Annotated in this window: 27 protein-coding genes; 16 read left to right on the forward strand and 11 right to left on the reverse strand. The window is 39.3% G+C overall.

What is annotated here, in order from left to right:
- Positions 1 to 52 precede the first annotated feature (52 nt).
- A complete protein-coding gene (ilvA, locus tag AC6CH1_RS00375) occupies positions 53 to 1321 on the reverse strand; it encodes a threonine ammonia-lyase IlvA (protein ID WP_498315934.1) in 1269 nt (422 codons plus the stop codon).
- A gap of 357 nt (positions 1322 to 1678) precedes the next feature.
- On the opposite strand from ilvA, the gene AC6CH1_RS00380 reads away from it, so the two are divergent.
- A complete protein-coding gene (locus AC6CH1_RS00380; protein WP_251689911.1) occupies positions 1679 to 2428 on the forward strand; it encodes an SDR family NAD(P)-dependent oxidoreductase in 750 nt (249 codons plus the stop codon).
- A gap of 67 nt (positions 2429 to 2495) precedes the next feature.
- On the opposite strand, the gene AC6CH1_RS00385 is transcribed toward AC6CH1_RS00380, so the two are convergent.
- The 4 genes from AC6CH1_RS00385 to thiD form a co-directional block, all read right to left on the reverse strand.
- The gene (locus AC6CH1_RS00385; RefSeq protein WP_498315936.1) at positions 2496 to 3851 is read right to left on the reverse strand and encodes a YjiH family protein; all 1356 of its coding nucleotides are present in this window, start codon (positions 3849 to 3851) and stop codon (positions 2496 to 2498) included.
- 281 nt (positions 3852 to 4132) lie between these two features.
- Positions 4133 to 4810: a bacillithiol biosynthesis deacetylase BshB2 gene (gene bshB2, locus AC6CH1_RS00390; protein ID WP_427711454.1), complete on the reverse strand. Its 678-nt coding sequence runs from the start codon at positions 4808 to 4810 to the stop codon at positions 4133 to 4135.
- Between the two features lie 13 nt (positions 4811 to 4823).
- Positions 4824 to 5174 carry a YojF family protein gene (locus tag AC6CH1_RS00395; protein ID WP_008404569.1) on the reverse strand — a complete coding sequence of 117 codons (351 nt, stop codon included), beginning with the start codon at positions 5172 to 5174 and terminating at the stop codon, positions 4824 to 4826.
- Positions 5175 to 5393: 219 nt separating this feature from the next.
- A complete protein-coding gene (gene thiD / locus AC6CH1_RS00400; RefSeq protein ID WP_498315938.1) occupies positions 5394 to 6242 on the reverse strand; it encodes a bifunctional hydroxymethylpyrimidine kinase/phosphomethylpyrimidine kinase in 849 nt (282 codons plus the stop codon).
- A 162-nt stretch (positions 6243 to 6404) separates the two neighbouring features.
- Here thiD and AC6CH1_RS00405 point away from each other — a divergent pair, with 162 nt between their 5' ends.
- The 6 genes from AC6CH1_RS00405 (at position 6405) to AC6CH1_RS00430 (ending at position 11081) form a co-directional block, all read left to right on the forward strand.
- On the forward strand, positions 6405 to 7088 hold the full coding sequence (locus AC6CH1_RS00405) for a uracil-DNA glycosylase (RefSeq protein WP_251689907.1): 684 nt from the start codon (positions 6405 to 6407) through the stop codon (positions 7086 to 7088).
- 65 nt (positions 7089 to 7153) lie between these two features.
- The gene (locus AC6CH1_RS00410) at positions 7154 to 7336 is read left to right on the forward strand and encodes a uracil-DNA glycosylase (RefSeq protein WP_251689906.1); all 183 of its coding nucleotides are present in this window, start codon (positions 7154 to 7156) and stop codon (positions 7334 to 7336) included.
- Entirely contained in the window at positions 7333 to 7605 is a 273-nt protein-coding gene (locus tag AC6CH1_RS00415; RefSeq protein ID WP_498315940.1) for a YwdI family protein, read from the forward strand. The genes AC6CH1_RS00410 and AC6CH1_RS00415 overlap by 4 nt, the downstream gene beginning before the upstream one ends.
- An 82-nt stretch (positions 7606 to 7687) precedes the next feature.
- The gene (locus tag AC6CH1_RS00420; RefSeq protein ID WP_498315942.1) at positions 7688 to 8068 is read left to right on the forward strand and encodes a DUF423 domain-containing protein; all 381 of its coding nucleotides are present in this window, start codon (positions 7688 to 7690) and stop codon (positions 8066 to 8068) included.
- A 134-nt stretch (positions 8069 to 8202) separates the two neighbouring features.
- The gene (locus tag AC6CH1_RS00425) at positions 8203 to 9399 is read left to right on the forward strand and encodes an amidohydrolase (protein ID WP_498315943.1); all 1197 of its coding nucleotides are present in this window, start codon (positions 8203 to 8205) and stop codon (positions 9397 to 9399) included.
- Positions 9396 to 11081, forward strand: a complete 1686-nt coding sequence (locus AC6CH1_RS00430) for a methyl-accepting chemotaxis protein (RefSeq protein ID WP_251689902.1) — start codon at positions 9396 to 9398, stop codon at positions 11079 to 11081. The genes AC6CH1_RS00425 and AC6CH1_RS00430 overlap by 4 nt, the downstream gene beginning before the upstream one ends.
- A gap of 188 nt (positions 11082 to 11269) precedes the next feature.
- Here AC6CH1_RS00430 and gerQ read toward each other — a convergent pair whose 3' ends face one another.
- Positions 11270 to 11590 carry a spore coat protein GerQ gene (gene gerQ / locus AC6CH1_RS00435; RefSeq protein WP_251689901.1) on the reverse strand — a complete coding sequence of 107 codons (321 nt, stop codon included), beginning with the start codon at positions 11588 to 11590 and terminating at the stop codon, positions 11270 to 11272.
- A 409-nt stretch (positions 11591 to 11999) separates the two neighbouring features.
- Here gerQ and AC6CH1_RS00440 point away from each other — a divergent pair, with 409 nt between their 5' ends.
- Positions 12000 to 12188 carry a hypothetical protein gene (locus AC6CH1_RS00440; RefSeq protein ID WP_008404557.1) on the forward strand — a complete coding sequence of 63 codons (189 nt, stop codon included), beginning with the start codon at positions 12000 to 12002 and terminating at the stop codon, positions 12186 to 12188.
- A 96-nt stretch (positions 12189 to 12284) separates the two neighbouring features.
- Here the strand turns inward: AC6CH1_RS00440 and hemQ are convergent, their stop codons facing one another.
- Positions 12285 to 13022, reverse strand: coding sequence for a hydrogen peroxide-dependent heme synthase (hemQ, locus tag AC6CH1_RS00445; RefSeq protein WP_251689900.1), 738 nt, complete (start codon positions 13020 to 13022; stop codon positions 12285 to 12287).
- A gap of 165 nt (positions 13023 to 13187) precedes the next feature.
- On the opposite strand from hemQ, the gene lipL reads away from it, so the two are divergent.
- Complete coding sequence (lipL, locus tag AC6CH1_RS00450) at positions 13188 to 14015, forward strand: octanoyl-[GcvH]:protein N-octanoyltransferase (protein WP_498315946.1); 828 nt, start codon at positions 13188 to 13190, stop codon at positions 14013 to 14015.
- A gap of 23 nt (positions 14016 to 14038) precedes the next feature.
- Here the strand turns inward: lipL and AC6CH1_RS00455 are convergent, their stop codons facing one another.
- Entirely contained in the window at positions 14039 to 14680 is a 642-nt protein-coding gene (locus AC6CH1_RS00455; RefSeq protein ID WP_251689898.1) for an RsfA family transcriptional regulator, read from the reverse strand.
- A 231-nt stretch (positions 14681 to 14911) separates the two neighbouring features.
- Between AC6CH1_RS00455 and AC6CH1_RS00460 the strand changes: the two genes are divergently transcribed.
- Positions 14912 to 15136 carry a YuzB family protein gene (locus AC6CH1_RS00460; protein ID WP_008404549.1) on the forward strand — a complete coding sequence of 75 codons (225 nt, stop codon included), beginning with the start codon at positions 14912 to 14914 and terminating at the stop codon, positions 15134 to 15136.
- Between the two features lie 123 nt (positions 15137 to 15259).
- The gene (locus AC6CH1_RS00465) at positions 15260 to 16567 is read left to right on the forward strand and encodes an HD domain-containing protein (RefSeq protein ID WP_251689897.1); all 1308 of its coding nucleotides are present in this window, start codon (positions 15260 to 15262) and stop codon (positions 16565 to 16567) included.
- A 148-nt stretch (positions 16568 to 16715) separates the two neighbouring features.
- Here the strand turns inward: AC6CH1_RS00465 and thmT are convergent, their stop codons facing one another.
- On the reverse strand, positions 16716 to 16901 hold the full coding sequence (thmT, locus tag AC6CH1_RS00470) for a 2-hydroxymuconate tautomerase (RefSeq protein WP_079524602.1): 186 nt from the start codon (positions 16899 to 16901) through the stop codon (positions 16716 to 16718).
- A 65-nt stretch (positions 16902 to 16966) separates the two neighbouring features.
- Here thmT and AC6CH1_RS00475 point away from each other — a divergent pair, with 65 nt between their 5' ends.
- Both AC6CH1_RS00475 and AC6CH1_RS00480 read left to right on the forward strand, forming a co-directional pair.
- Positions 16967 to 17479: a YwhD family protein gene (locus AC6CH1_RS00475; RefSeq protein WP_498315949.1), complete on the forward strand. Its 513-nt coding sequence runs from the start codon at positions 16967 to 16969 to the stop codon at positions 17477 to 17479.
- A 156-nt stretch (positions 17480 to 17635) separates the two neighbouring features.
- Positions 17636 to 17782 (forward strand): hypothetical protein, encoded by a 147-nt coding sequence (locus AC6CH1_RS00480; protein ID WP_251689895.1) that lies wholly within the window; start codon positions 17636 to 17638, stop codon positions 17780 to 17782.
- Between the two features lie 6 nt (positions 17783 to 17788).
- Here the strand turns inward: AC6CH1_RS00480 and AC6CH1_RS00485 are convergent, their stop codons facing one another.
- Positions 17789 to 19846: a transglycosylase domain-containing protein gene (locus AC6CH1_RS00485; protein ID WP_427711437.1), complete on the reverse strand. Its 2058-nt coding sequence runs from the start codon at positions 19844 to 19846 to the stop codon at positions 17789 to 17791.
- A 317-nt stretch (positions 19847 to 20163) separates the two neighbouring features.
- Here AC6CH1_RS00485 and speB point away from each other — a divergent pair, with 317 nt between their 5' ends.
- From speB to AC6CH1_RS00500, 3 genes are all read left to right on the forward strand, one after another.
- Positions 20164 to 21036, forward strand: a complete 873-nt coding sequence (gene speB / locus AC6CH1_RS00490) for an agmatinase (protein ID WP_340717263.1) — start codon at positions 20164 to 20166, stop codon at positions 21034 to 21036.
- 142 nt (positions 21037 to 21178) lie between these two features.
- Positions 21179 to 21376, forward strand: coding sequence for a hypothetical protein (locus AC6CH1_RS00495; RefSeq protein ID WP_251689892.1), 198 nt, complete (start codon positions 21179 to 21181; stop codon positions 21374 to 21376).
- Between the two features lie 503 nt (positions 21377 to 21879).
- Positions 21880 to 22590 (forward strand): GDSL-type esterase/lipase family protein, encoded by a 711-nt coding sequence (locus AC6CH1_RS00500; protein ID WP_498315952.1) that lies wholly within the window; start codon positions 21880 to 21882, stop codon positions 22588 to 22590.
- 47 nt (positions 22591 to 22637) lie between these two features.
- Here the strand turns inward: AC6CH1_RS00500 and AC6CH1_RS00505 are convergent, their stop codons facing one another.
- Positions 22638 to 23693, reverse strand: coding sequence for an acyltransferase family protein (locus tag AC6CH1_RS00505; RefSeq protein ID WP_498315954.1), 1056 nt, complete (start codon positions 23691 to 23693; stop codon positions 22638 to 22640).
- Positions 23694 to 23775 lie beyond the last annotated feature (82 nt).

Here is a 23775-nt window from a genome sequence, read left to right on the forward strand (position 1 = left end):
ACTCGATTTTCTCTGAGAGAAAATCGAGTTTTTTATATTTCAATAAAAGTATTTATACTAGCAACGCAAACAGTGTACTGTCATTATTTACTTCTTTATACTCGAAACCGTTTGCACGCATACGTTCAATTAATCCTGTGTGGTCTTCTCGATGTGCAAGCTCTATGCCGACCAATGCCGGACCACTTTCTTTATTGTTTTTCTTCGTATACTCAAACGTCGTAATATCATCATTCGGACCAAGCACTTCCGTTAAAAATTGGCGTAATGCTCCTGAACGCTGAGGGAAACTTACGATGAAATAGTGCAGTAGCCCTTCATAGATGAGTGAGCGTTCTTTAATTTCCTGCATACGCCCGATATCGTTATTTCCTCCAGAGATAATGATGACAACCGATTTTCCGCGAATTTGCTCTGCGTAAAAGTCAAGTGCTGCAACCGACAATGCTCCAGCAGGCTCGGCAATAATAGCATGCTTATTATAAAGATCTAAAATAGTCGTACATACTTTACCTTCCGGAACGGCGATAATATCATCCAAATAGTGACGGCATACTTCATATGTATCATGCCCAACACATTTTACAGCAGCGCCATCAACGAATTTATCGATCGTGTCCAGTGAAACCGCTGCTCCGTTTTGGAAAGCAGATTTCATACTTGCCGCCCCTGCAGGCTCTACACCGATAACTTTACTCGAAGGGGACAAGTTTTTAATGTAGGAAGAGACGCCTGACATTAATCCGCCACCGCCGATACTGCCAAATACATAATCGATCGGTTCTTCGATGTCATTCATAATTTCGACCGCCACGGTTCCTTGGCCAGCCATTACATCCGCATCATCGAATGGATGGATGAAAATGCGGTTCTCCTGCTCACAATAGGCAAGTGCGCTTTCCGCAGAGTCGTCAAATGTATCTCCTGCCAGTACAATTTCTACAAAGCTTCTGCCAAACATCCGCACTTGATCGATCTTTTGTTTCGGAGTTGTTTTCGGCATAAAGATTGTCGCTTTAATTTCCAGCTTTGCGCACGCATACGCAACACCTTGTGCATGGTTGCCGGCACTTGCACAGACGACACCTGAAGTACGAGCCTCATTTTCGATTTTTTTAATTTTATAATAGGCACCACGTAATTTAAATGAGCGAACATGCTGCAAATCTTCACGCTTAAAGTAAATTTTTGCCCCATACTTTTCTGATAAATATTCGTTTAATTGCAGGGGTGTATGTACAACAACATCTTTTAAAAAATGATGTGCGATTAATACGTTTTCGACTGCAATCGTATTCGGTTGAGTAACTCCCATTTCCATGTAACCTCCGTCATCTGATTAAAGATTATATTATTCTATCATAAATTTATGTCGTAATGGCGTAAAAATTCTGTAAATTATGAAAATTCATCAATACGTCATAATGAAAGCGGTTTAATAGAGAAATCAGGCATCGATTCAGACAAGATTTCCTTAAAACTGAAACGCGCACTATATCTCTTTGAAGTGCATATCAACGAACGGAACAGGAAAAGCTTATGTATGAACCAAGTCTTAAGTCACCTCCCAATGTTTATTTGAAAAACAAAGGGGAAAAATAAATTATTGTGGCAGGAAAATTTTGCGCATAGGAAAAACTTATTGGCAACGTCCAAAATCATTTTAGGAGGAATAGCTATGACTAAAACAGCGATTATTACAGGTGGAGGCAGCGGGTTAGGACAAGCAACAGCTATCCGTATGGCACAGGAAGGTATTAATATTGCGGTAGTGGATGTCAGTGAAAAAGGCGGAAACGAAACAGTTGAACAAGTGAAAGCACATGGCGTAGACGCTATTTTCATTAAAGCGGATGTATCAAAAGCTGAAGAAGTAAAAAATTATGTTGATGAAACAGTTAAGCATTTTGGAGCGATTGATTACTTCTTTAACAATGCAGGAATTTCCGGCAGCGGTAAATTCTATTTAGATACGACGATTGAGGAAATTGAACAAATTGTCGGTATCAACTTGTTAGGGGCACTTTATGGTGTACGCTATGTGGCCGAAGTAATGCTGAAAAACGGTGGCGGTTCCATTGTAAATACGGCATCAAGTGCCGGTGTAATTGGACAGGATTCCGTTGTTACATATTCAGCAACGAAACACGGAATTGTCGGGTTAACAAGAAGTATGGTAGCGGAATACGCAAAAGACGGGCTACGTGTAAATGCGATCGCACCAGGCCCGACTGAAACACCAATGGTAAAAGCCTTTTATGAAGCAAATCCGCAAATGAAGGAAAATGCTACTGGTGGAATCCCTCAAAAACGCTTAGGTACACCAGAGGAAGTAGCAGAGCTTGTAACCTTCCTGCTAACTTCAAAAGCAGAGTATATTAACGGGGAAGTCATTCGAATCGATGGCGGCTTCACAAGCACGAAGTAAATAGTAAAAAGGGCTGCCCGGAACGTCAGTAGAGAATCTGACTTTCCGGCAGCCCTTTAATGTTTAATTAAAATAAAAGATGCGCAATTGCTGCGATAATTGGAATTGAAATGATTGTACGGATTAAGAAAATGATAAATAGATCCCAGATTTTTAATGGAAGCTTCGTACCTAAAATCAGTCCGCCGACTTCTGACATGTAGATTAACTGTGTAACCGATACTGTCGCGATGAAGAAACGTGTCATTTCTGATTCAATGCCAGCACCTAAAACTGAAGGTAACAGCATGTCCGCAAAACCGACAATCATCGTTTGTGCAGCTTCACCGGCTTCAGGAATTTGCAGAAGCGCCAAAATGGGTTCAAATGGCATTCCTAGTATACGGAAGAAACTTGTAAACTCTGCTAACACTAATGCAATTGTTGCGAACGCCATAATAATCGGTGTAACCGCAAACCACATTTCCAGTACATTAATAAAACCGTTTTTGATCATTTTACCTAAGTTACGGTTAGAATCGGCTTTCGATAAAGCATTGTGCAATCCAAAAGAAAATACATTATATCCATCTTGTACATCTTCACGGTTTGCAGGCACTTGAGAGCCATCAATTAAAGTATCCGCTTTTTGTTTTAACGGGTAAATACGAGGCATAATGAATGCTAAAATTAAACCACAAATAATGACAGAAGCATAGAACTCGATGAAGTAATCACCAATGCCGATTGTTTCAACTACAACTAAACAGAAAGTAATTGATACGACCGAAAAAGTTGTTGCGATTGTTGCAGCTTCACGACCTGTATAATTTTTTTCTTCATATTGCTTGCTTGTAAGCAATACGCCGATAGTACCATCACCAACCCAAGAAGCAAGACAGTCAATGGCAGAACGCCCTGGGATCTTGAATAGGGGACGCATAACTTTCACCATCATTGAACCGAAGAACTCGAGTAAACCGAAGTCTGTTAATAAAGGCAACAACAAACCGGCAAATAAAAACAGTACAAACATGAAAGTTACAAGACCGGATGCCGGATCAAGCAGCACGCCTGTTGTAACGTCACTTGTTAAACTCTCAGGTCCGATTTGGAACACATACATACTTGCAAAAATGACTGCAAGCACACGCATAATTGTCCAGAACCAGTTTACACGGAATAATGAATCAGCGAGTGTACGTTGCTCTTTTTTTTGCGGAATAAACTGCATTACGACAGATCCTGCCGCCGCAATAATAAATACGATGAATGCGAACCAGTGAATGAATGGCTCCACTTTACCTGCCAAAAAGTTCGCAAGGATCGCAATTGGTACTTTTATGCCGTCTTCTGTATTAATCGGTGTAATAAATAAAAACACACCAAGTGCAGAAAGGGCAATAAACAGAAACCAAGTATAAGAAGAAAATTTTGTTTTCATATATGATAACCTCTTTGATTGTTAGTTTGAATATTTATACACTATAAAACGTGTTTATTCATTTGTCTACTGTTTTACATAAAGATTAATATTTCTGAAAACTATACCGATTAAAAAATGAATATAATTAGGCGGGCGAAAGGTTTAAACGTAATAAACATCATATTTTTGAAGAAATAAGCTAAAATTGAACCGAATAAAAATACAAGAAATGAATACGAGAAAAAAGGACGCCTGCAAATTCCAAAATATGCAAACGTCCTTGAAATTATAAATATACATTAATCATTGAATGTTACAGTATAAAATCTTTCGTGGCTTAACCAGTTATCTAGTGAGACATCTCCGGTATCTACCCGTTTTTCTGCGTCTTGTATCATCCAGGCAGTTTGAGAAGCATGCGCTTTTAAAGCTTTTAACTTATCTGCTTTGACAGACGAGATTTCGATTGTAACATCCGGCTCACCGTTTTTCTCGACTGTGTCATTCGCAAATGCACAAGCTAAAATACGAGGGCGATACTGTTTATCGATACGACGTACCGCTTCGACAACAGCGCGCCCAGTTGCTTCATGATCGGGATGGACAGCAAAGCCAGGTAAAAATGTGAAGATTAGTGATGGATTCAGCTCGACAATCAAATCATTAACGAGCTTGACCATTTTCTCATCGTCTTCAAATTCAACTGTTTTGTCACGTAAACCCATCATACGCAAATCACCGATACCCATTGCCTCACACGCTTCCATCAACTCTTTTCTGCGTATTTCCGGCAATGACTCGCGCGTTGCAAATGGAGGATTTCCTAAGTTTCGTCCCATTTCGCCTAATGTTAAACAAGCATATGTAACAGGAACTCCCATGTTATGGAATAAGCGTAGTGTACCTGCGACTGAAAAGGCTTCATCATCCGGGTGCGGATAAACGACTAAAACGTGACGTTCTTCTTTTAATGTCATATAAGCGACCTCCTTAATAAGCAAATGGCGTTTCGCTGATTTCTAATGCAACCGCCAGCTTTCCAGTATTATCTAAACCAGCCATTAGTAATCGGCCCTGATCGTCCAGTTCAAAATGTGTAATTCCTTGTGCGTAAACCCAGCCATGCGGCATTTTAAGTCCGACACGGTGTGGGGCGTCTCCTACAACTTTTCCCAATTCATAGCGGATTTGTACATTGCGGATAAATGCGCCTGCATTGAAAAAGCCTTCATTGTAATGTGTTGCATAAGAGCCGTTTGTAGTTTCTAGATGAATAAAAACGTCTTTGTTCGCAAAAGAATTAATTAACTCCTGGAGCTCGTTAGTATTTACTTCCTTCATCACTCTTATTAACTCCTTTCGAATCTTTCTATTAATAGTATAGTCAAATATATTCGACTGTGAAACGAAAAAGTCACACAAGAATTGAGTTCTTGTGTGACGCCAAATCAATTACGCCTCAGCGTAATTGCGTCCGGATTCGGCTTTGCGCTGACGCAAAGACCTCATTACCGGATCTGTGACATCCGCCGGAGGCAAAACTTCTACGTGTAGAAGTTTTTATGCATGTAGATAGTTTGGAATTGTTGTAACAGTAATTTCAGGTGCACCGAAACGTGGTTTTGCCCCGTGCATTACTGGTCCAACATGTTCATTTAAAGCCCATCCGTGTTTAATCGCCGCTGAAACGAATTCTTTCGCTTCAATAACCGATTCCTCAACAGAAAGACCATTTGCTAAGTTTGCACAAATACTCGCTGCAAAAGTACAGCCTGCCCCATGATTATAAGTAGAAGAAACTTTTTCTGTTTCTAATAATTTAAATTCTACTCCATTATAGAACAAATCAACGGCTTTATCATGTACTAAGGCTTTTCCACCTTTAATTACAACATTTTTTGCGCCAAGCTCATGAATTTTCACAGCGGCAGCTTGCATTTGCTCGATTGTTTTCGGCGTTGTTGTGCCTGCCAGCTGTCCTGCTTCGAAAAGGTTAGGTGTGACAACTGTTGCATAGGGTAATAAATATTTAATCATTGCTGTCGTGTTGCCAGGGTTCAATACTTCATCTTCGCCTTTGCAGACCATTACAGGATCGATGACAATTTTATCTGTGCCGGAAGCTTGAATCGCTTTTGAGGCCATTTGAATAATTTCTTCAGTTGAAAGCATGCCTGTTTTAATGGCATCGACACCTGTTGAAAGGGCTGTATCGATTTGCTTTTGTAATAATTCTGTCGGTAGCGGTGTGACTGAGTGGCTCCAAGTTTTCGGATCCATTGTCACAACTACTGTCAATGCGACCATTCCGTATGTGCCATGTTCTTGAAAGGCTTTTAAATCGGCCTGCATACCTGCGCCTGCAGAAGTATCAGAACCTGCAATTGTTAAAGTTTTTTTAAGTGTCATATAGCATATCTCCTTAAAGTGAAAATTCGAATTATAATTAGGTTAAGTATAACGCCTAGCTGACTATATAAAAATAGTCAGAAAACGAAAAATCTATAATGCCAGATAAATCACTTGAACTTCTGCAGCAAATTCACTAGCGTATAAAATGAGGTGGAAATTATGATGGAACAGTTGACGAATAGTTGGAAAGATTTATTGGCTCGAGAAGCAGAGCAGCCGTACTATAGACTTCTTGAGACATTTTTAGAGAGACAATACAGGGAAGAGACAGTTTATCCAAAGAAGGAGAATATTTTCAATGCCCTCCAGTTAACGGATTACGAAAATGTAAAAGTAGTCATATTAGGACAAGATCCGTATCATGGTCCGAATCAGGCACATGGATTAAGTTTTTCAGTTGAAAAAGGGCAAAAATTGCCGCCGAGTCTAAAAAATATGATGAAGGAACTGCAGCAGGACATTGGCTGCGAAATCCCGGAACATGGGGACTTAACGTCGTGGGCAAAGCAGGGTGTATTATTATTGAACACCGTTTTAACTGTACAGGCAGGCAAAGCCAATTCCCATAAAGGCCAAGGTTGGGAACAGTTGACGAATACTATTATTGAACATCTCGCAAAACGTGAACAGCCAATTGTATTTTTATTATGGGGAAAACCGGCGCAAAGTAAACGGATTTTAATTGAACAGATTTCAGATAAACATATTATTTTGCAATCGCCTCATCCGAGTCCATTAAGCGCACACCGCGGCTTTTTCGGAAGCAAACCTTATTCAAAAACAAATAAAGCACTACTGTCTTTAGGACAGCAGCCTATTGACTGGTGCTTAGCGAAGAAATAGAGAAACAAGCTAAACTTTTGCCTGAAAGCATGGTAAAGTAATGATAGAAAGAGAGGGAACGGCAAATGAAAGTAGATTGCTTTAAATGCCAGCATTTTCGTGTGACATGGGATCAGTTTAATCCGCGCGGTTGCACAGCATATGGCTTTAAAACGAAGCAGCTGCCATCTCTCGTTGTAAAACAGTCTTCGGGAATGGACTGCTTAAAATTTGTACCGAAAAATAGAGAAGGAGGGCAAATGCGATGATTACGTATGAATCGATTGTTAAGCAAATTGAAAAATTGACAACAGAAGCAGCACATGCGGCAACGGAACAACAAGCCCGTGAAAAACTTGCGGCAATTCGTGCGCTATGTGATGTCGTTTTAGACGAAAAAATCATTTCGCCAAAACCTGCTTCCATAAATAGCATGAGTACAACGATCTCGTCACCCGTATACACGCAACCGGTCGCAATTCCTGCACAAAAGCTTGAAGAAGACGATGCAAACGGCGACTCATTGTTTGACTTTTAACAGAGAGATACGCCTGTTCGGAATGAAATCCCCCTATTTATAGGGATGAAACTTGTATTAGAAAAAGAAAGAGGTAAAAGAAATGAAAGGTTCAATTATATCTGGCGCAATTCACGGTTTTTTAGCAGTTGCATTAGGCGCATTTGCAGCACATGCACTCGAAGATTTACTGGATGATTACAGCGCCGGTATTTGGGATACAGCGATCCAGTATCAAATGTTTCATGCAACAGCACTTATTTTGGTCGGTATTTTAATGTCAAAAGCTATTTTCGGTGAAGTGAAGCAGTTGAAAATTGCGATGTTCTGCTTTAATGCAGGTATTATAATCTTCGCGGGAAGCTTGATGGTATTAGCTTTAACAGGAATCGGTGTACTAGGCGCCATTACTCCTATCGGTGGGGTATTCTTTTTAGTGGGCTGGATAATGGTTATAACAACAGTAGTAAAAAAGACTCAATAAAATTTATAGCATATACTTCTTAAAAAGGAAGTATATGCTTTTTTTATTATTTTATTAGGAAAATTAAATCTTTTATCTAAATTATTTGAATTTATTGTATAGTTATAAAGTAAGAGAGTAAAGGGGTAAGGAAAATGGACCAATTATTATTAAAGTTAGAAGATAATTTTGAAGAGATGGTAATTATTCGACGCTATTTACATGAGCATCCGGAACTATCCCATCACGAAGTACATACACCTGCATACATTGCCAAGTTCCACCGTGAATTAGGCTTGGAAGTTCGAGAATATGTTGGAGGGCGTGGAGTTGTAGCCACATTAAAAGGGGCAAAATCTGGAAAGACGGTAGCATTACGTGCCGATTTTGATGCATTGGCAATTCAGGAACTAAATGATTTTCCTTATAAATCAAAAAATGATGGAGTGATGCATGCATGCGGTCATGATGGTCATACGGCAACATTACTCATTTTGGCGAAAGCATTGACAGAAATGCGGGAACATCTATCCGGCAATATCGTGTTTATCCATCAGCATGCAGAAGAGCTTGCTCCAGGAGGGGCAAAGGCAATGATCGAAGATGGCTGTTTAGACGGTGTGGACGTAATTTTCGGAACACATTTATGGGCACCGACTCCTTTAGGAGAAGTGCTTGTACGAGAAGGAGCCATTATGGCAGCGGCAGATCGATTTGAAATTGTGATTCAAGGAAAGGGCGGACACGGTGCAGAGCCACAGCATTCGGTTGACGCAATCGTTGTTGGTGCACACTTTGTCACTCAGTTGCAGACAATTATTTCGCGCCGTATTGCACCGCTTGAATCAGGTGTAGTGACGGTCGGACAATTTGAAGCGGTCAATCCGTTTAATGTCATAGCCGATACAGTGAAAATTCAAGGAACTGTACGTGCATTTGATGAACATGTTCGAAAACAGATGAAAGAGGAAATCGAATTATTATTGAAAGCGACATGTTTAGGAATGCATGCTGACTATCGTTTTGAATACTTCGATGGGTATCCGCCCGTAGTCAATCATGTATCGGAAACACAATTTGTTGCACAAATTGCAAAGGAAACACCAGGTGTTGAAAAGGTCACAGTCTGTCCTCCATTTATGATTGGGGAAGATTACGGCTACTATATGCAGCATGTTCCAGGAACTTTCTTCTTTACAGGAGCAAAGGATCCGGAATGGGAAACAGTTTATCCGCATCATCATGCCCGGTTTGATTTTGATGAACGGGCAATGCTTATCGCTGCAAAAGTTTTAGGACAGGCAACAATGGAATTTCTTTTAAATGAACAACGAGAAGAGGAATCAACATGAGTGTAGGGAAAAGGTTAAATGCTGCACTAATTATAATGATCATATTAATTATGATTACAGTAGTACTTAACTATATGAGTTTGAAAAATATACAGGGAAATATGGAAGAAGCACTCGACTACAGGGTAGAGCAGATTCGTTCCGTAGACAAAATCCGTTTTAATGTCGCGATGCAAGGAATGTATGTGCGGGCACTTGTTTTTGATGGAAAAGAAGAATCTGCCGAAAGCTTTAAGCAGTACAACGAATTACTGGATCAGGAGATTGAATATTTAAGTACGCTAGTATCAAGTGATACGATGACAGAACAGATGGAACAAATCATTAAGTACCGAGATGACTTTAATTACGGTTACCTTGATATGATGGATGCTTTCGAACGGGGCGATCAAATACTCGCAAACGGTTTTATAAATACAAAACTGCGCGCAGCAAATGACGGAATGTTCGATGCAACAGCTCAAATGGTTGAGCATCAGGAAAAAGAACTTGATGCAATTAAAACGAAAGCCGGTGATGCGATTGGCTTCTCCGTTTTAGTTGCAGGAATTGCTTTAGCAATCAGTGTTCTTATTGGCGTACTTGTTATGATTTATATTCGTAAAACAATCATTTCTCCATTAAATGGTATTGTAAATGAAGCGAATCTTATTGCAGCAGGGGATTTATCGCAGCAAGATATTCTAGTGAAAACAAAGGACGAAATTGGCCAGTTAGGCAACGCGTTCAATTCGATGAAAAATAATTTATCGAATCTGATTAAAAATATTCAGGTTAATTCAGAGCAAGTAAATGCGGCAGCACAGGAGCTTTCGGCAAGTACCGAAGAAATATCGGCGACGACGGAAGATGTAACGGTGCGTGTAAATGATACAGCTGAAAGAGCTCAAATTTCTGCACATGCATCAAATGAAAGTGCACGTGCTATGGAAGAAACAGCAGCAGGTGTACAACGAATTGCGGAATCAACGCAAAAATTGCTTGGGAATTCGGTTGATGCGACACAGACAGCTAAAGACGGTGGGCAAATTATTTATGATGCCCAACAACAAATGAGCATTATTAGTTCATCCACAAACTCTGTAAATGCTCTAGTGCAAAAACTGGCACAACAAACAGAAGAAATTAATAACATTTCCCAACTAATCACATCGATTACGGATCAGACGAATTTATTGGCATTAAATGCAGCGATTGAAGCCGCACGTGCCGGAGAACATGGAAAAGGGTTCGCTGTTGTAGCCGATGAAGTGCGGAAGCTGGCAGAGCAATCCAAATCATCCGCCAACTCAATTGTTAACTTAACACTTGAAATTAAAGCGGATACAGAAAATGTTGAACGCGCCGTATCGGATTCGTTAGTTTCTGTGGAAGATGGTGTGAAGATTATTGCAAATGCAGGGGAATCATTTACAACGATTGTAGATGCAGTGACACAAATGTCGATGCAAATCCAGGAAATTTCAGCTACTTCCGAAGAGCTTTCTGCAAGTGCAGAGCAGGTGACAGCATCGGTTAATGAAATTGCCCAAAGTTCAAATGAATCAAGCGGAAATTTGGAGATGATTGCGGCAGCAGTAGAGGAACAGACCGCTACAATGCAGCAAGTAAATGCAGTTGCCGTGACATTAAGCGATAATGCACAAACACTCCAACAGGAAATTTTGCAGTTTAAAGTATAATCCATTCCATAAGGGTGAAATGAGTGGAAACCTGCTTGAAAAAGAGTTAAGTACTCGTAGTAAGAAGCTAATATTTTTATTTACAGCAAAAACGTCATTTTTCTCCTGAGAAAAATGACGTTTTTGAGTTATGTCTGCTGCTTTTCTGCAACAAAAAAAAGGCGCTTTAAAAAAGGCGCCTTACTTATTTAAGGTTGTTGTGTGAAATAACTTAATTCTTCATCGAATTCCGCATAGTCAAAGTAAATCATCGGGAACAGGAATCGGTGGTTATTTTTTAAATCACGTAAAATTACATGGTCACGGCCGGCTGCTTCCACAACCCCACGGACCGCCCGTGTATTACTGCCAGCTACCGCATTATCAAATGAAAAATAAAACGTACCTGGTTTACCTCTGTTTAATCGTAAAATATTCTCGATATAGGATTCCTCACGTGGAAAGCCTACTCCTTGCATACCTGGTATACCCGAAGTCATCGGAACCGTCGCAGGATTCATTTGTTGCATTGGAGACGTCCAATAATAAGTCAATTTTGCATCCTTTCATAAAGAAATTTAATATACTGCAGTCATCGGCGCAAGAAACAGTAAACGAAGAAATGGCTGCTGTTTCTCTGTGTTCACAATAAGCAGGACACTTGCTTCACCTTCTGCCGCACTGTAACCGAAGAAAGAAGGGCGGCATGTAAACCTTTTATTTGAAGTTTAGGCGTTCGATGTGACCTCCTTTTTCGACTTAGTATATGCATAAATAAAAAAGTTGAACACCAAAAACAGTGTTGTTTTTTGAACAGGCGACATACTATAGGTTAATTAGTTCGGATATATGTAATAAATTTCAATGTATTGGGAAAGATAAAGTAAATAAATAAGAGATTGTTGCCGGTGTTGACGAAAAGCGCAGGAGTGGAACATCATGAAAATAGGAGTTTGGTTAGGCATAATAATTAGCGCATTATTGTCTTTTGCGGTTGCAATATTTTATGAACAGCCGATTCATTGGTATTTATTGGTTCTTCTAATCATCATCGGTTTCTTCATTAATACAATCATTATAATTTTAAAGTTGCAGGATGAATCAAACGTAAAAGATGAGCCGAAATAAATCGGCTCATCTTTTACGTTTCAGGAAAAAATAAACCCGTTCCACACTTTTGAAATTGGTTAAGCCAAACATCAAGTGGGGGAACGGGTTAAGACATTAAATTGCTAACAGTTTTTCTAGTTTTTCATTGTCCAGCAAGTTTCCTACTAGGAACTCACCGAATTCGCCGTAACGAGCTGAAACTTCATCAAAGCGCATTTCATAAACGATTTTCTTGAATTGAAGCATATCATCAGAGAATAATGTAACGCCCCACTCATGATCGTCTAAGCCGACAGAACCAGTTATAATTTGTTTGATTTTACCTGCATAGCTGCGGCCGATTAGACCGTGGTCATACATCAATTTTTTACGATCTTCCATTGAAAGCATGTACCAGTTGTCATTGCCTTCACGTTTTTTATCCATTGGATAGAAGCATACGTATTTTGATTTTGGCAGTTCAGGATATAAACGCGCACGAACATGCGGGTTTTGATATGGATCTTCATCTGACTTACCAGCTAAATAGTTCGATAATTCGACTACAGAAACGTAAGAATACGTTGGAATTGTAAAATCGGCAATCGCCAATTTCGCGAATTTTGTTTCGATTTCATTTAGTTCTTCAGGTGTTTCACGTAAAGTCATAATCATGAAATCCGCTTTTTGGCCAATAATTGAGTAAAAAGCATTCGAACCTGTATCTTTATTTAAGTCTTCTAAAAATGCGATAAATTCTTTTGTAGCGGCTTCGCGTTCTTCGGCCGAAACCAATTTCCATGATGCCCAGTCCATTGAGCGGAATTCATGTAATGCGTACCAGCCGTCTAATGTAATTGCTGCTTCATTCATCTGTTCAAACACTCCTTGTAAATGAAAATGATTCACAAGTAGTGTAGCATAGTTTCAGGAAAAAATATCATTTCAAAACCGTAAATTCCGTCAATTCACCAATTTGACATGACTTTAAAATACGGTATGCTAAAGTGAGGAAAAATTAGGCTAGGAGTATAAAATATGAATGATATTTTGCAGCAAACAGTGTGGCGTTTTATCGATCAGTCGATCAGCGCGAATAAACGCTCGCCATTAGAGTCCTTTGCAATGGATGATACACTATGTCATCTAGTCGGTCAGAAAATGACCAATTCGACAATACGAACTTGGGTCCATCATGATGCAGTAGTTCTCGGAATTCAAGATCATCGCTTACCTTATATAGAGCAAGGAATGGAAACATTGAAGAACAGTGGTTATGAGCCGATTGTCCGCAATTCTGGAGGACTGGCTGTCGTATTGGATGCAGGGGTTTTAAATATTTCAATTGTATTAAATGAGGACAAGCCTCTAAGTATTAATAATGCATTTGAAATGATGGTTGCATTGATTCGTCAGTTATTCCCTGAAATTGCAACCAAAATAGAAGCATATGAAATTGTTGGTTCTTATTGTCCAGGTTCATATGATTTAAGTATAGATGGTCAAAAGTTTGCCGGTATTTCACAGCGTCGCATGAAAAACGGGATTGCTGTTCAGATTTATTTATGTGTTGAAGGCAGCGGCAGTGAACGCGCGGAACTGATTAAACATTTTTATGAAAGTGGTCTGCAAGGCGAGAAAACGAAATTCGAGTATCCGGATATCAAGCCGGAAGTCATGGCTTCACTTCAACAACTGACAGGGCAAAACCTGACAGTATTTGAAGTGAATGAAAGACTTCGCAATCTATTGAAGCAAAAGAATGGCCAGCTATTTGAACTGCCATTGCAGCAAGAGGAAATGGAATTGTACAACTTCTATTTAGACCGCGTGTTCAAGCGCAATGAATCAATGCTAAGTAAATAATTAAATAAAAAGCAGGCGAGGTGCTAATATAGCGCTTCGCCTGAATCATTTAACGATGTTTGGGAAATCAAGTTGCCGTTACGCTCCATTTTGAATGTTGGCGTGGCCTCAGTATCTGTTTCTAGTGCTACAAGTCGTCTTGCGCGGTTCATAATAGAAACAAACTGCTCGTAATCTTCTTTAATCGCTTTATTCTCTTTTTGCAGTGCTGCAAGCTGTTGCTCGAGCTGGTTTTTCTGTTCCGTTAATAGTGATGTCAATTTGCGCCATTTCAATAGATCCTGCTCATTTGAATTCGAATGCTGCAGTTGTACTAAGTATGCAATGACGATATCGAGTGATAATGCCGATAATGGTATCGATGTTGGCTGATTTTCATTTGACGGCAGTAAGTATACTGGTGTAGTTCTGCGTTTTGTAGCCGTATTCATCATGCGCATACGTTCTTTACGTTCTTTTTTTGCTTGTGCCAAATCTTCTTCATAAATACGTCGGACTACGGCATTCCAGCGAAATCCGCAAGCTGCTGCTGTTCGATTCAGTAAATCCCCAGCTTCCTCAAATGCATTTAATTGTGTACTTCCTTCTTTTACATGGCGTAAAACAGCCTCTGCTAACAGCTCATCATTCTCTTTCACCCATGCATCTTGTCTTGTTTTTGTCATCAAAAACTCCCCCTGATTAATAATAGTTTTGTTGTTGTAAATCTATCATGTCCAAAGGGGAAAACATTTATTCAATATATCGTAAATTGTTGCTAGAATGATGAGAAATATGTTCCTAGCAGAACTTTGACCGGAATTGCTAGGATAATGCTTGAATGAAATAAGCAAAATGAGATACAATAGCAAATAGGTTAAAACAGCGAAAATAGCTCATAGAGAGGTGTTGACACTATGGCAAACTTATTCCACGTTTGCGATGAATGTCAGGCCGTTAATTTAAAGACGTTAATTCCAAAATTAAAGGAAATTGATCCAGAAGCAACGATTGAAATTGGCTGTCATTCATACTGTGGCCCAGGCCGCAAAAAAACATTTACATTTGTAAATAACCGACCAGTCGCCGCATTAACTGAAGAGGAGTTAATGGTAAAGGTACTGGACAAATTGAAAAAGTAACAGCGTAAAAAGGACGCGTTCTGAAATATATTCAGAACACGTCCTTTTTGCGTTTTCGGCGGATTCATTTCTATTTCAATGACAACTCACTTATAATGATGTTAAGAGATAAGGAGGTGGGCTATGTTGATGACATATGCAAAAACAAAACTGCAAGAGGAAAAAGTTTTTAAAGACCCTGTCCATCGCTATATTCACGTTCGGGATCAAGTCATCTGGGATTTGGTCAAAACAAGAGAATTTCAAAGACTGCGCCGTATCAAGCAGCTTGGTACGACGTATTTAGTGTTCCACGGAGCTGAACATAGCCGATTCAATCACTCATTAGGAGTATATGAAATTGTCCGTCGTATTGTGGATGATGTATTTAAAGGAAGAAAAGAATGGGATGAGTCTGAGCGGTTACTCGTATTATGTGCCGCATTACTGCATGATTTAGGGCACGGTCCGTTCTCCCATGCATTTGAGAATGTATTTGAAACAGACCATGAATATTTTACACGTCAAATTCTGCTGGGGGATACAGAGGTAAATGCCGTACTCCGTCGAGTGGCGGATGACTTCCCTGAAAAGGTTGCACAAGTAATTGAAAAAACGTATCCAAATGAATTGGTTGTCAGCCTGATTTCCAGTCAGATCGATGCTGACCGTATGGATTACCTGCAACGCGATGCGTATTACACAGGCGTCAGCTACGGACATTTTGATATGGAGCGCATCATGCGTGTTATGCGTCCGCGCGATAATGGAGTTGTTATAAAAGAAAGCGGAATGCATGCGGTCGAGCACTACATCATGAGCCGCTACCAAATGTATTTGCAAATATATTTTCACCCGGTATCAAGAAGTGCGGAAGTCGTGCTGAACCATATTTTGAAACGGGTAAAAGTGCTGTGCAAAAATGATTATCCATTTAAATATGAACCGACGCCTTTCGTATCTTTTTTCAGAGGGAATGTTACATTGGAAGACTATATTGCACTTGATGAAAACATCATGATGGCGTATTTCCAATTTTGGATGGAAGAAGATGATGAGATTTTACGGGATCTATGCCGAAGATTCGTCAACCGGAAACTGTTCCAATATACGAATTTGAATCCTTACAAGCAGCCGGAAGTATATGCACAGCTGCAACGACTATTTTTACAGGCGGGCATTGACCCGGAATATTATTTAGTACATGATTCTACATCAGATTTACCGTATGATTTTTACCGCCCTGGTATTGAAGGGACGAAGAAGCCGATTTATTTACTTATGCAGGACGGGATGCAGCGTGAACTATCGGAAGAAAGCCAAATTGTTGAAGCAATTGCCGGTCGTATCAAGGTGGACCATAAAGTGTATTATCCGGAAGAGCTATTTACAGACGAGCGGATCCCGGCCACGTTGCGTAATGAAATTAAGCAGCTTATTGAGGAAGTATAATGTAAGCAGAATGGCCGGCACATAGCCGGAAAAAGCCCGCTAAGTTACAGAAATCAATACCCGCAAAATTAAAAACACCTCATTTTCCATAGGGAAGATTGAGGTGTTTCATATTTATTAATTAACTGAAATTCACGCTACTCAACCATTATTGGTCACTATAGCGTACGCCACCTTTTGCGAAGTGGTTTTTAGACATTTCTTCAATAATAATTGATACATTTTCTACTGGTGCGTCAACTGTTTTAGAAACAGCTTGTGTAACTTCTTCAACGAGCGCGCGTTTTTGTTCATCTGTGCGGCCCTCAACCATTTTAATTGTAACGATTGGCATATTGTCGCCTCCTAGTTAAAATATAGTGTATAGTATTTATATTAGCGTATTTGGAGGGATTTACAATGGCAAATGAAGAAAAATCGAAACCGAAAATGGGTTTTACAATAATAAAAAATGATCCTACCGATGGGCATAAAGGATTCGGTATTGGTTCACTTTCTTTGGAAAACGTTTCACCGGTCATTGTCGATGTCACGGAAGGAACAGCAATTGTTGATATCGGAGCAATGCATGCGAAAAGTGAAGTAGAGCGCGGCATTAAGTTTACGATGAACCGTGAAGACTCAGCAGGCGGAAAAGATTACTGGCTCGTATGGGTTACAATTGACCATAAAGAGTCAGGTGCTTATTTTGCGGGGGTAACGGCTTGTGAAATGGTCGTAAATCGTGAAAAACGTCGTGGCTACAAAATTTTGGCAGAACATGTAAACAGAATGGATAAATCGATGAAGCGCCACATAATTGTGGACCATATGGATGCGCCATCAAAGAAAATACTGGCTGACTTCCTGAAAAGCCACAATGACGAAATGTGGAACAACAGTGAAGAAAAATTAAAACAGGATTTGGCATAATACTGCAATATTTAACGGAATCTATATTTTATTAGAAATATTACGCAATTCAGTGAACAATATGTGACATTTCAAAAACTACAAAAATCCATGGTTGAAACTGGTTCTAAAAGAAAGTAAACTGAATTTAAAGCTTGCGAAATAGTAGGCTAGGACATGTGGGAAATGAAACAGGTTGAGCAGTATGCGGCATTTGAACCTTCCCAAGCCGAATGCCCCATGGTTCTCAACCTTTCATTCACCACAAATAGAAAAGCTCTTTCGTGTCACGGACTAGAACCGGATACGAAAGAGCTTTTTTAATTAAATTTATTCCCAAAAGTTGCGCAATGCTTCAAAAGGCAATGATTCAAAGAAATTTCCCCAAGAATCCTGATTGAAGAGATCAAATGATGCACAAGATTCTTTTGGTATATCTTCTGTTTTCATGTAAATAATGCGCTGGCTTGAGCATGACTCATGCGCCAGTTTACCTGTACGAATATCGACAGTCACAGGCTCTACACCGCTTGGCATTGTAAATGTTTCGTTCGCCTTTCCATCAAGTGCTGTTTCCATAAAATCAATCCACACTTGCTTAGATGCGGCCATATCTGCCTGAACAGATAAAGTTTTACCTTGGTCATAGCCATTCCATACACCTGCAGTTAAACTCGGTGTAAAACCGATCATCCATTGGTCACTGTTTGTCGTTCCTGATTTGGCTGCATATGTGTGACTCATACGTGAACGCAATGATAACCCGGTTGCCGGAGAGTAATCACTGAATACAGGATCGAACATACCTGTCATCATTTGCGTTAAAATGAAAGCATCCTGTTCGGAAATGACTTGTTCTTCTTCAGGTTTCTTATATTTGTAAACGACTTTTCCTTTTGCATCGGTAATGGACAATACAGTAGTCGGTTGTCGTTTCTCTCCGCCCGCAGCAATGATGTTATAGGCATTTGTTAAATCATACAACGAGTTTTCTGCTGTTCCAAGTGCAATGGATGGTACATCTTTTTCGGAATAGTTTAGCCCGAAACGTTTCTGAACATCGCGGAAAGACCGGTAGCCGATGTTTTCCAGTGCTTTAACAGCATAAATATTGTCGGAAATCGCCAATGCCTGCGCCAGGGAAAGTTCGTGATCAGCGTATTTTTTATTAACGTTTTGCGGTGTATAAGTTGCTCGTCCACTATCATACGTAAAAGTTGTTTCACTTACATCTAGGAAGGACATCGGATTGAAATCCTTTTCCAGTGCTGCCGCATACAGTATCGGCTTGATGGCAGAACCCGGCTGACGGTTACCTAACGCAACACGGTTAAACGAACTTACACTGTAATCACGACCGCCGACAAGTGCTGTAACAAAACCTGTATCAGCTTCCATGCTTACAAAGCCAACTTGCAATTCGCTGTTTGGCATATTCGTTTTGATCGCATTTTCCGCCGCGCGTTGATGTGCCTGGTTGAGTGTAGTTTGAATCGTCCAGCCACCTTCACTAATACTCAGGTTTTTTTCTTCTAAAATATCGCTTGCTTCTTCCCATACAACATCCAGGAAGTAAGGAGCAATTGATTTTGTCGCAATCCACTCATCGCTTTTTAGGGCAACCTGCTCAGAAGTGGCACGGGTTTTTTCATCGTCTGTAATTTTCCCCTGATCATTCATTAACCGCAAAATCACTTGCTGACGATTTGTCGCCTTTTCCAAGTTATTAAGCGGCGAATAATACGTCGGTCCTTTTGGCACGCCTGCAAGCATTGAAGCTTCGGCCAATGTCAGATCCTTTGCGGATTTGCCGTAGAAGTAACGGCTTGCTGCTTCGGCCCCGTACATTCCGTGTCCGTAATAAACCGTATTTAAATAGCCTTCTAAAATTTCTTCTTTTGAATAAAATAACTCCAATCGATATGCAAAAAGGGCTTCGTTTAATTTCCGGTTCCAAGTTTTTTCATGGGTTAAATATAGATTTCGTGCATATTGCTGTGTCAGCGTACTGGCACCTTGCACTTTACTGCCGGCTTTAATATCCGCCAAAACGGCACCTGCAATCCGGGAAAAGTCAAAACCGCTGTGCTCGAAGAAATCTTTATCTTCTACCGCAACAGTAGCATCAATTAGGTAAGGCGAAATTTCATCAAGGTCTGTCCAGTAACGACGCTCCTTTGTAAAATAGTCACCTATCTGATTATGATTGCTATCTAAAAAAATTGAAGCTTTCGGAACGGTAAGTGGCGGTGCTCCGGCAACTTGTGCATATATACGTAATGAAAGGAACATAACAGCGAAAAAACATAAAAGGGCAATCATAAAGAGTCCGATTTTTTTTGCGAAATTTTTTCGCTTTTTTCGTTTTTTAAATTGCTGTCTTTTCAAGTTTTTCCACCTCATTTCTTATTTAATTGAGAGCAAAATAAATTTAACGAATTACAAAAAGTAATGAAAATTCTATTGCACTTTTAATGAAAACAACTATACTTTTTCGTAGCGTATATTACGTGTTTGCAGCTATTACAAAAGCAATTCATAATGTCGAATTATGTCAGTTGCACTTAATTATACGAAAATAGCGAAACAAAAGTTTCATATGTTAGATTTAGTATGAGCAACTTCTTCTATCGCTATGCATTCTAAATTAAGAAATCGATTTAAAATACACAATTTAAAATAGAGAAAGGTATGGGTGAATGTAAATGAGATTTGATGAAACTTATGCAGGGAATATGTTTATTAAAAGCCACCAAAACTATGAAGAAAGTAAAGCTGTTTTATACGGCATGCCAATGGACTGGACAGTAAGTTACCGTCCCGGCCAACGTTTTGGTCCGGCCCGAATTCGTGAAGTATCGGTTGGTTTAGAGGAATATAGCTTTTATTTGGACCGCGAGCTGGCAGATGTACCTTTTTTTGATGCGGGAGATATTCCATTGCCTTTCGGTAATCCGGAAAAATCATTAGCAGAAATTAAGACGTTTGTCCGCCAAGTACTGGCAGATGATAAAATTCCAGTAGGGATGGGCGGGGAGCATTTAGTATCACTGCCGGTTATGGAAGCTGTCTATGAAAAGTATGAAGATTTAGCGATCATTCATTTTGATGCACATACAGATTTACGTACAGATTATGAAGGGGAGCAATACTCTCACGCAACACCAATTCGTAAAATCGCGGATACAATCGGACCTGAAAATGTTTATTCATTCGGAATTCGTTCTGGCTTAAAAGAAGAGCTGCAATGGGCAAAAGAAAACGGCATGCACATTTCATTATTTGAAGTATTCGAGCCGTTAAAGCAAGTGCTGCCTACATTAAAAGGACGCAATGTTTATGTAACGATCGACATTGACGTACTGGACCCTGCACATGCACCTGGGACAGGCACTGTTGATGCTGGTGGTATTACACCTAAGGAACTATTAGCATCAATTCATGAAATCGCACGCTCTGAAGTAAATGTTGTTGGCTTTGACCTAGTTGAAGTGGCACCAATTTATGATCACTCAGAAATTACAGTAAATACTGCTGCAAAATTAATTCGCGAAATGATTTTAGGCTGGGTGAAATAGCAGGGGTTTAAGTTCATAATTTACACAAATAAATATCATATCAAAGTCGTTGGCGATTGCTGGCGGCTTTTTATTATTAGGAATATAGTAGTGACAATTATTTCCATGCACATTATGATTAGTGTGGAAGGGAGGTATAGTTATGAGTTTAATTTTACGTTTAAGTAATGGTGAAAAGATAGAGATGAAAGCCAGTCTTAAGGAATTTGAAGAAATGTATTTACAAGATGACGGTTACTTTCATTATGGTTTTATAAGATTCGTGTTAAATGATGGAAAAGAAGAGCAGTCAGAATTAATATTTACAAACCACATTGTTTCTATAGAAGAAGTAAAGTGATATTCCAATCGGTTGTGGCTTTTTATTATCAAAATCGTATTATGTCTCATTTTATATATGCTTACAATTGTAGGTAGATGGGAGGTGATATTATGGTTGATAAAGTATGGCTTGAAGCATTGAAAGAAGTTAATACTCAAGCTTAACCGCTAATGTTAATTTAAAGGTACTCGACGGAGTATCTTTTTTTGTAGAAGTTTCATTTAGACAAATACTGTAAGTTTGAAAAAATGTACCATGTTACAGTTCGATATTTACAGGGTAAAGAATAGTATGATGCCGCATGATAAGTGCTTCCGTTGATTCGGGTATTTCAAAGTATCCTGCTAGTGCATATATATTTTTAATAAAACAGAAAATAATACATAGGGCGTTGCATTATTTACGGGGGGCAACTGCCAGAGCGAGCTTCAGAAGGAAGGGTAATAAGGCGCTGTAACATTATGTGGAGAACTTTGCATTTTGTTCGGCTACTCAGAGCCAAGTTAGAAATAGGAGTGTTTATGTTGGAAAAGGGTTATTTTATATTAATTATTTCATTGATCTTCAATGTACTGTTATTAGGAACAGGAAGTTATGTGGTGAAAAATATCGGCGGATTAGAATTTATTAAAGCGAAAATGCAGTCAACGCCTTCTCCCAAAACGGATTCCGCCTATTACTTTACGAAAAAAAGTGTCTTTGAACAGTCATCAAGTACTAATATTGATAAAGTGTTCATAGGTGACAGTATTTCCGATTATGGAGAATTCCAGGAATACTTTCCCGATGAAGTTGTGCTGAATCGAGGAATTCGGAATGATTGGACAGGAGGGGTATTAAACCGTATTCAGGAAGTAGTGGACCGCAACCCAAAAGAGGCTTATTTAATGATCGGTGTCAATGATCTCCGTTACAAAACAGAAGACGAAGTATATAAACGTAATGTCGAGAAAATCGTGAATTCGTTTGAAGGAAAAGATACAAAACTCGCGATCCAATCAATCCTGCCTGTGAATAATGGGTTGTTCGGAAATGAAGTGGCAAATGATCAAGTGAAGCGGTTTAATATTATTTTGCAACAGATCGCGGAAGATAAAGGAATTGAGTATATCGATCTGCACTCAAGTTTTACTGATAATAACGGGCAACTGGATAAGCAATATACAGGAGATGGGCTCCATTTAAATGGGAAAGGATATAAAGTTTGGGTCGATAAGCTTCGCTCAAAATAAAATGAAATATATATAAAGCTGGACCTCGTGAGATGAGGTCCAGCTTTTTACGTCGATATAGGGGTCCTTTTTTTCTGGATTGAAAACCCACCAAGCAGTATTGTCCCGTTCGGTAACCACTTTTTTATTAAAATTGAAACAATGATAGGAATGAATATCCCAATCGTTGTGTAACCAATAAGCCCGTACGTCAAATAATCATTTAAAATAATATCTGCAAATATATGCAAATACATAATGGTAAGCGAGTGATTTTCTATTTTCTGCAGCCAATTGAGCGATAGTTTTGCTGCAAGCAACTGGAAGCAACCTACTAATACGATTGTAAATGATATAGGAATGACCAAATCCAATATAAAATGCTCATACCGTAAGAACTTCATACTCAGTCGATAATCGATGATATTGAACCGATCAAGCAACAACGTCGTCGCACTCATGAATACGGCCGCACCCATCCATCGTTTTGATATATCCATCCAAAATTCTTTGAAATAATATCCGATTGCAAAATAGACGATTGCCATCATCGCAACATCGATGTTCCAAATCATTGGAATCGATTGCGCTGCTTCAGAGGGCTTGCCGCTGATGACTTTCATAGCGATGATGCTCTCAAAATGTGCGATAACATAAAAGAGTCCTAGAATTATAAACTGTTTCACCCGAGTGAAGTAAGTTGTCAACCACATGAATAATAAATATGTGAAGAATAATGTCGTTACAAACCAGAAAACACCATATGCTCCGCGAATAAAACGCCCCCCTATGGCAAGTGTCCATAAGTCATTAAGATACCATTCTATATCCCAATTGCCTGAAAAGATCTCCATTCCATAACGGACTAGTGTAATACTGACAAGGAAAAATAGGTAAGGGAAGATTAATTGCATGAAACGCTTGTGAATTGTCAGCTTTATTTCCTTTTTATCTAAAATCGGCTTAAAGAATAAACCACTTAATATGAAAAATGCCGGCATATGAAACCAATAAATATATTTTGCGAGTGGAAATTCAAGCTCTCCTGGATAATGCCCGATGACGACAAGAATCATTAAGAATCCCTTCGCAATATCCACCCACGTTATCCGTTTTTTGTTCATCAATAACACCTCTAAAAAAATATGCTGTTATTATATACCCTTTACTAATGTTAAAAGTGGAATGTAACAGTAAAGATATGTA

It is taken from the genome of Solibacillus sp. GQ1, from assembly GCF_059758555.1.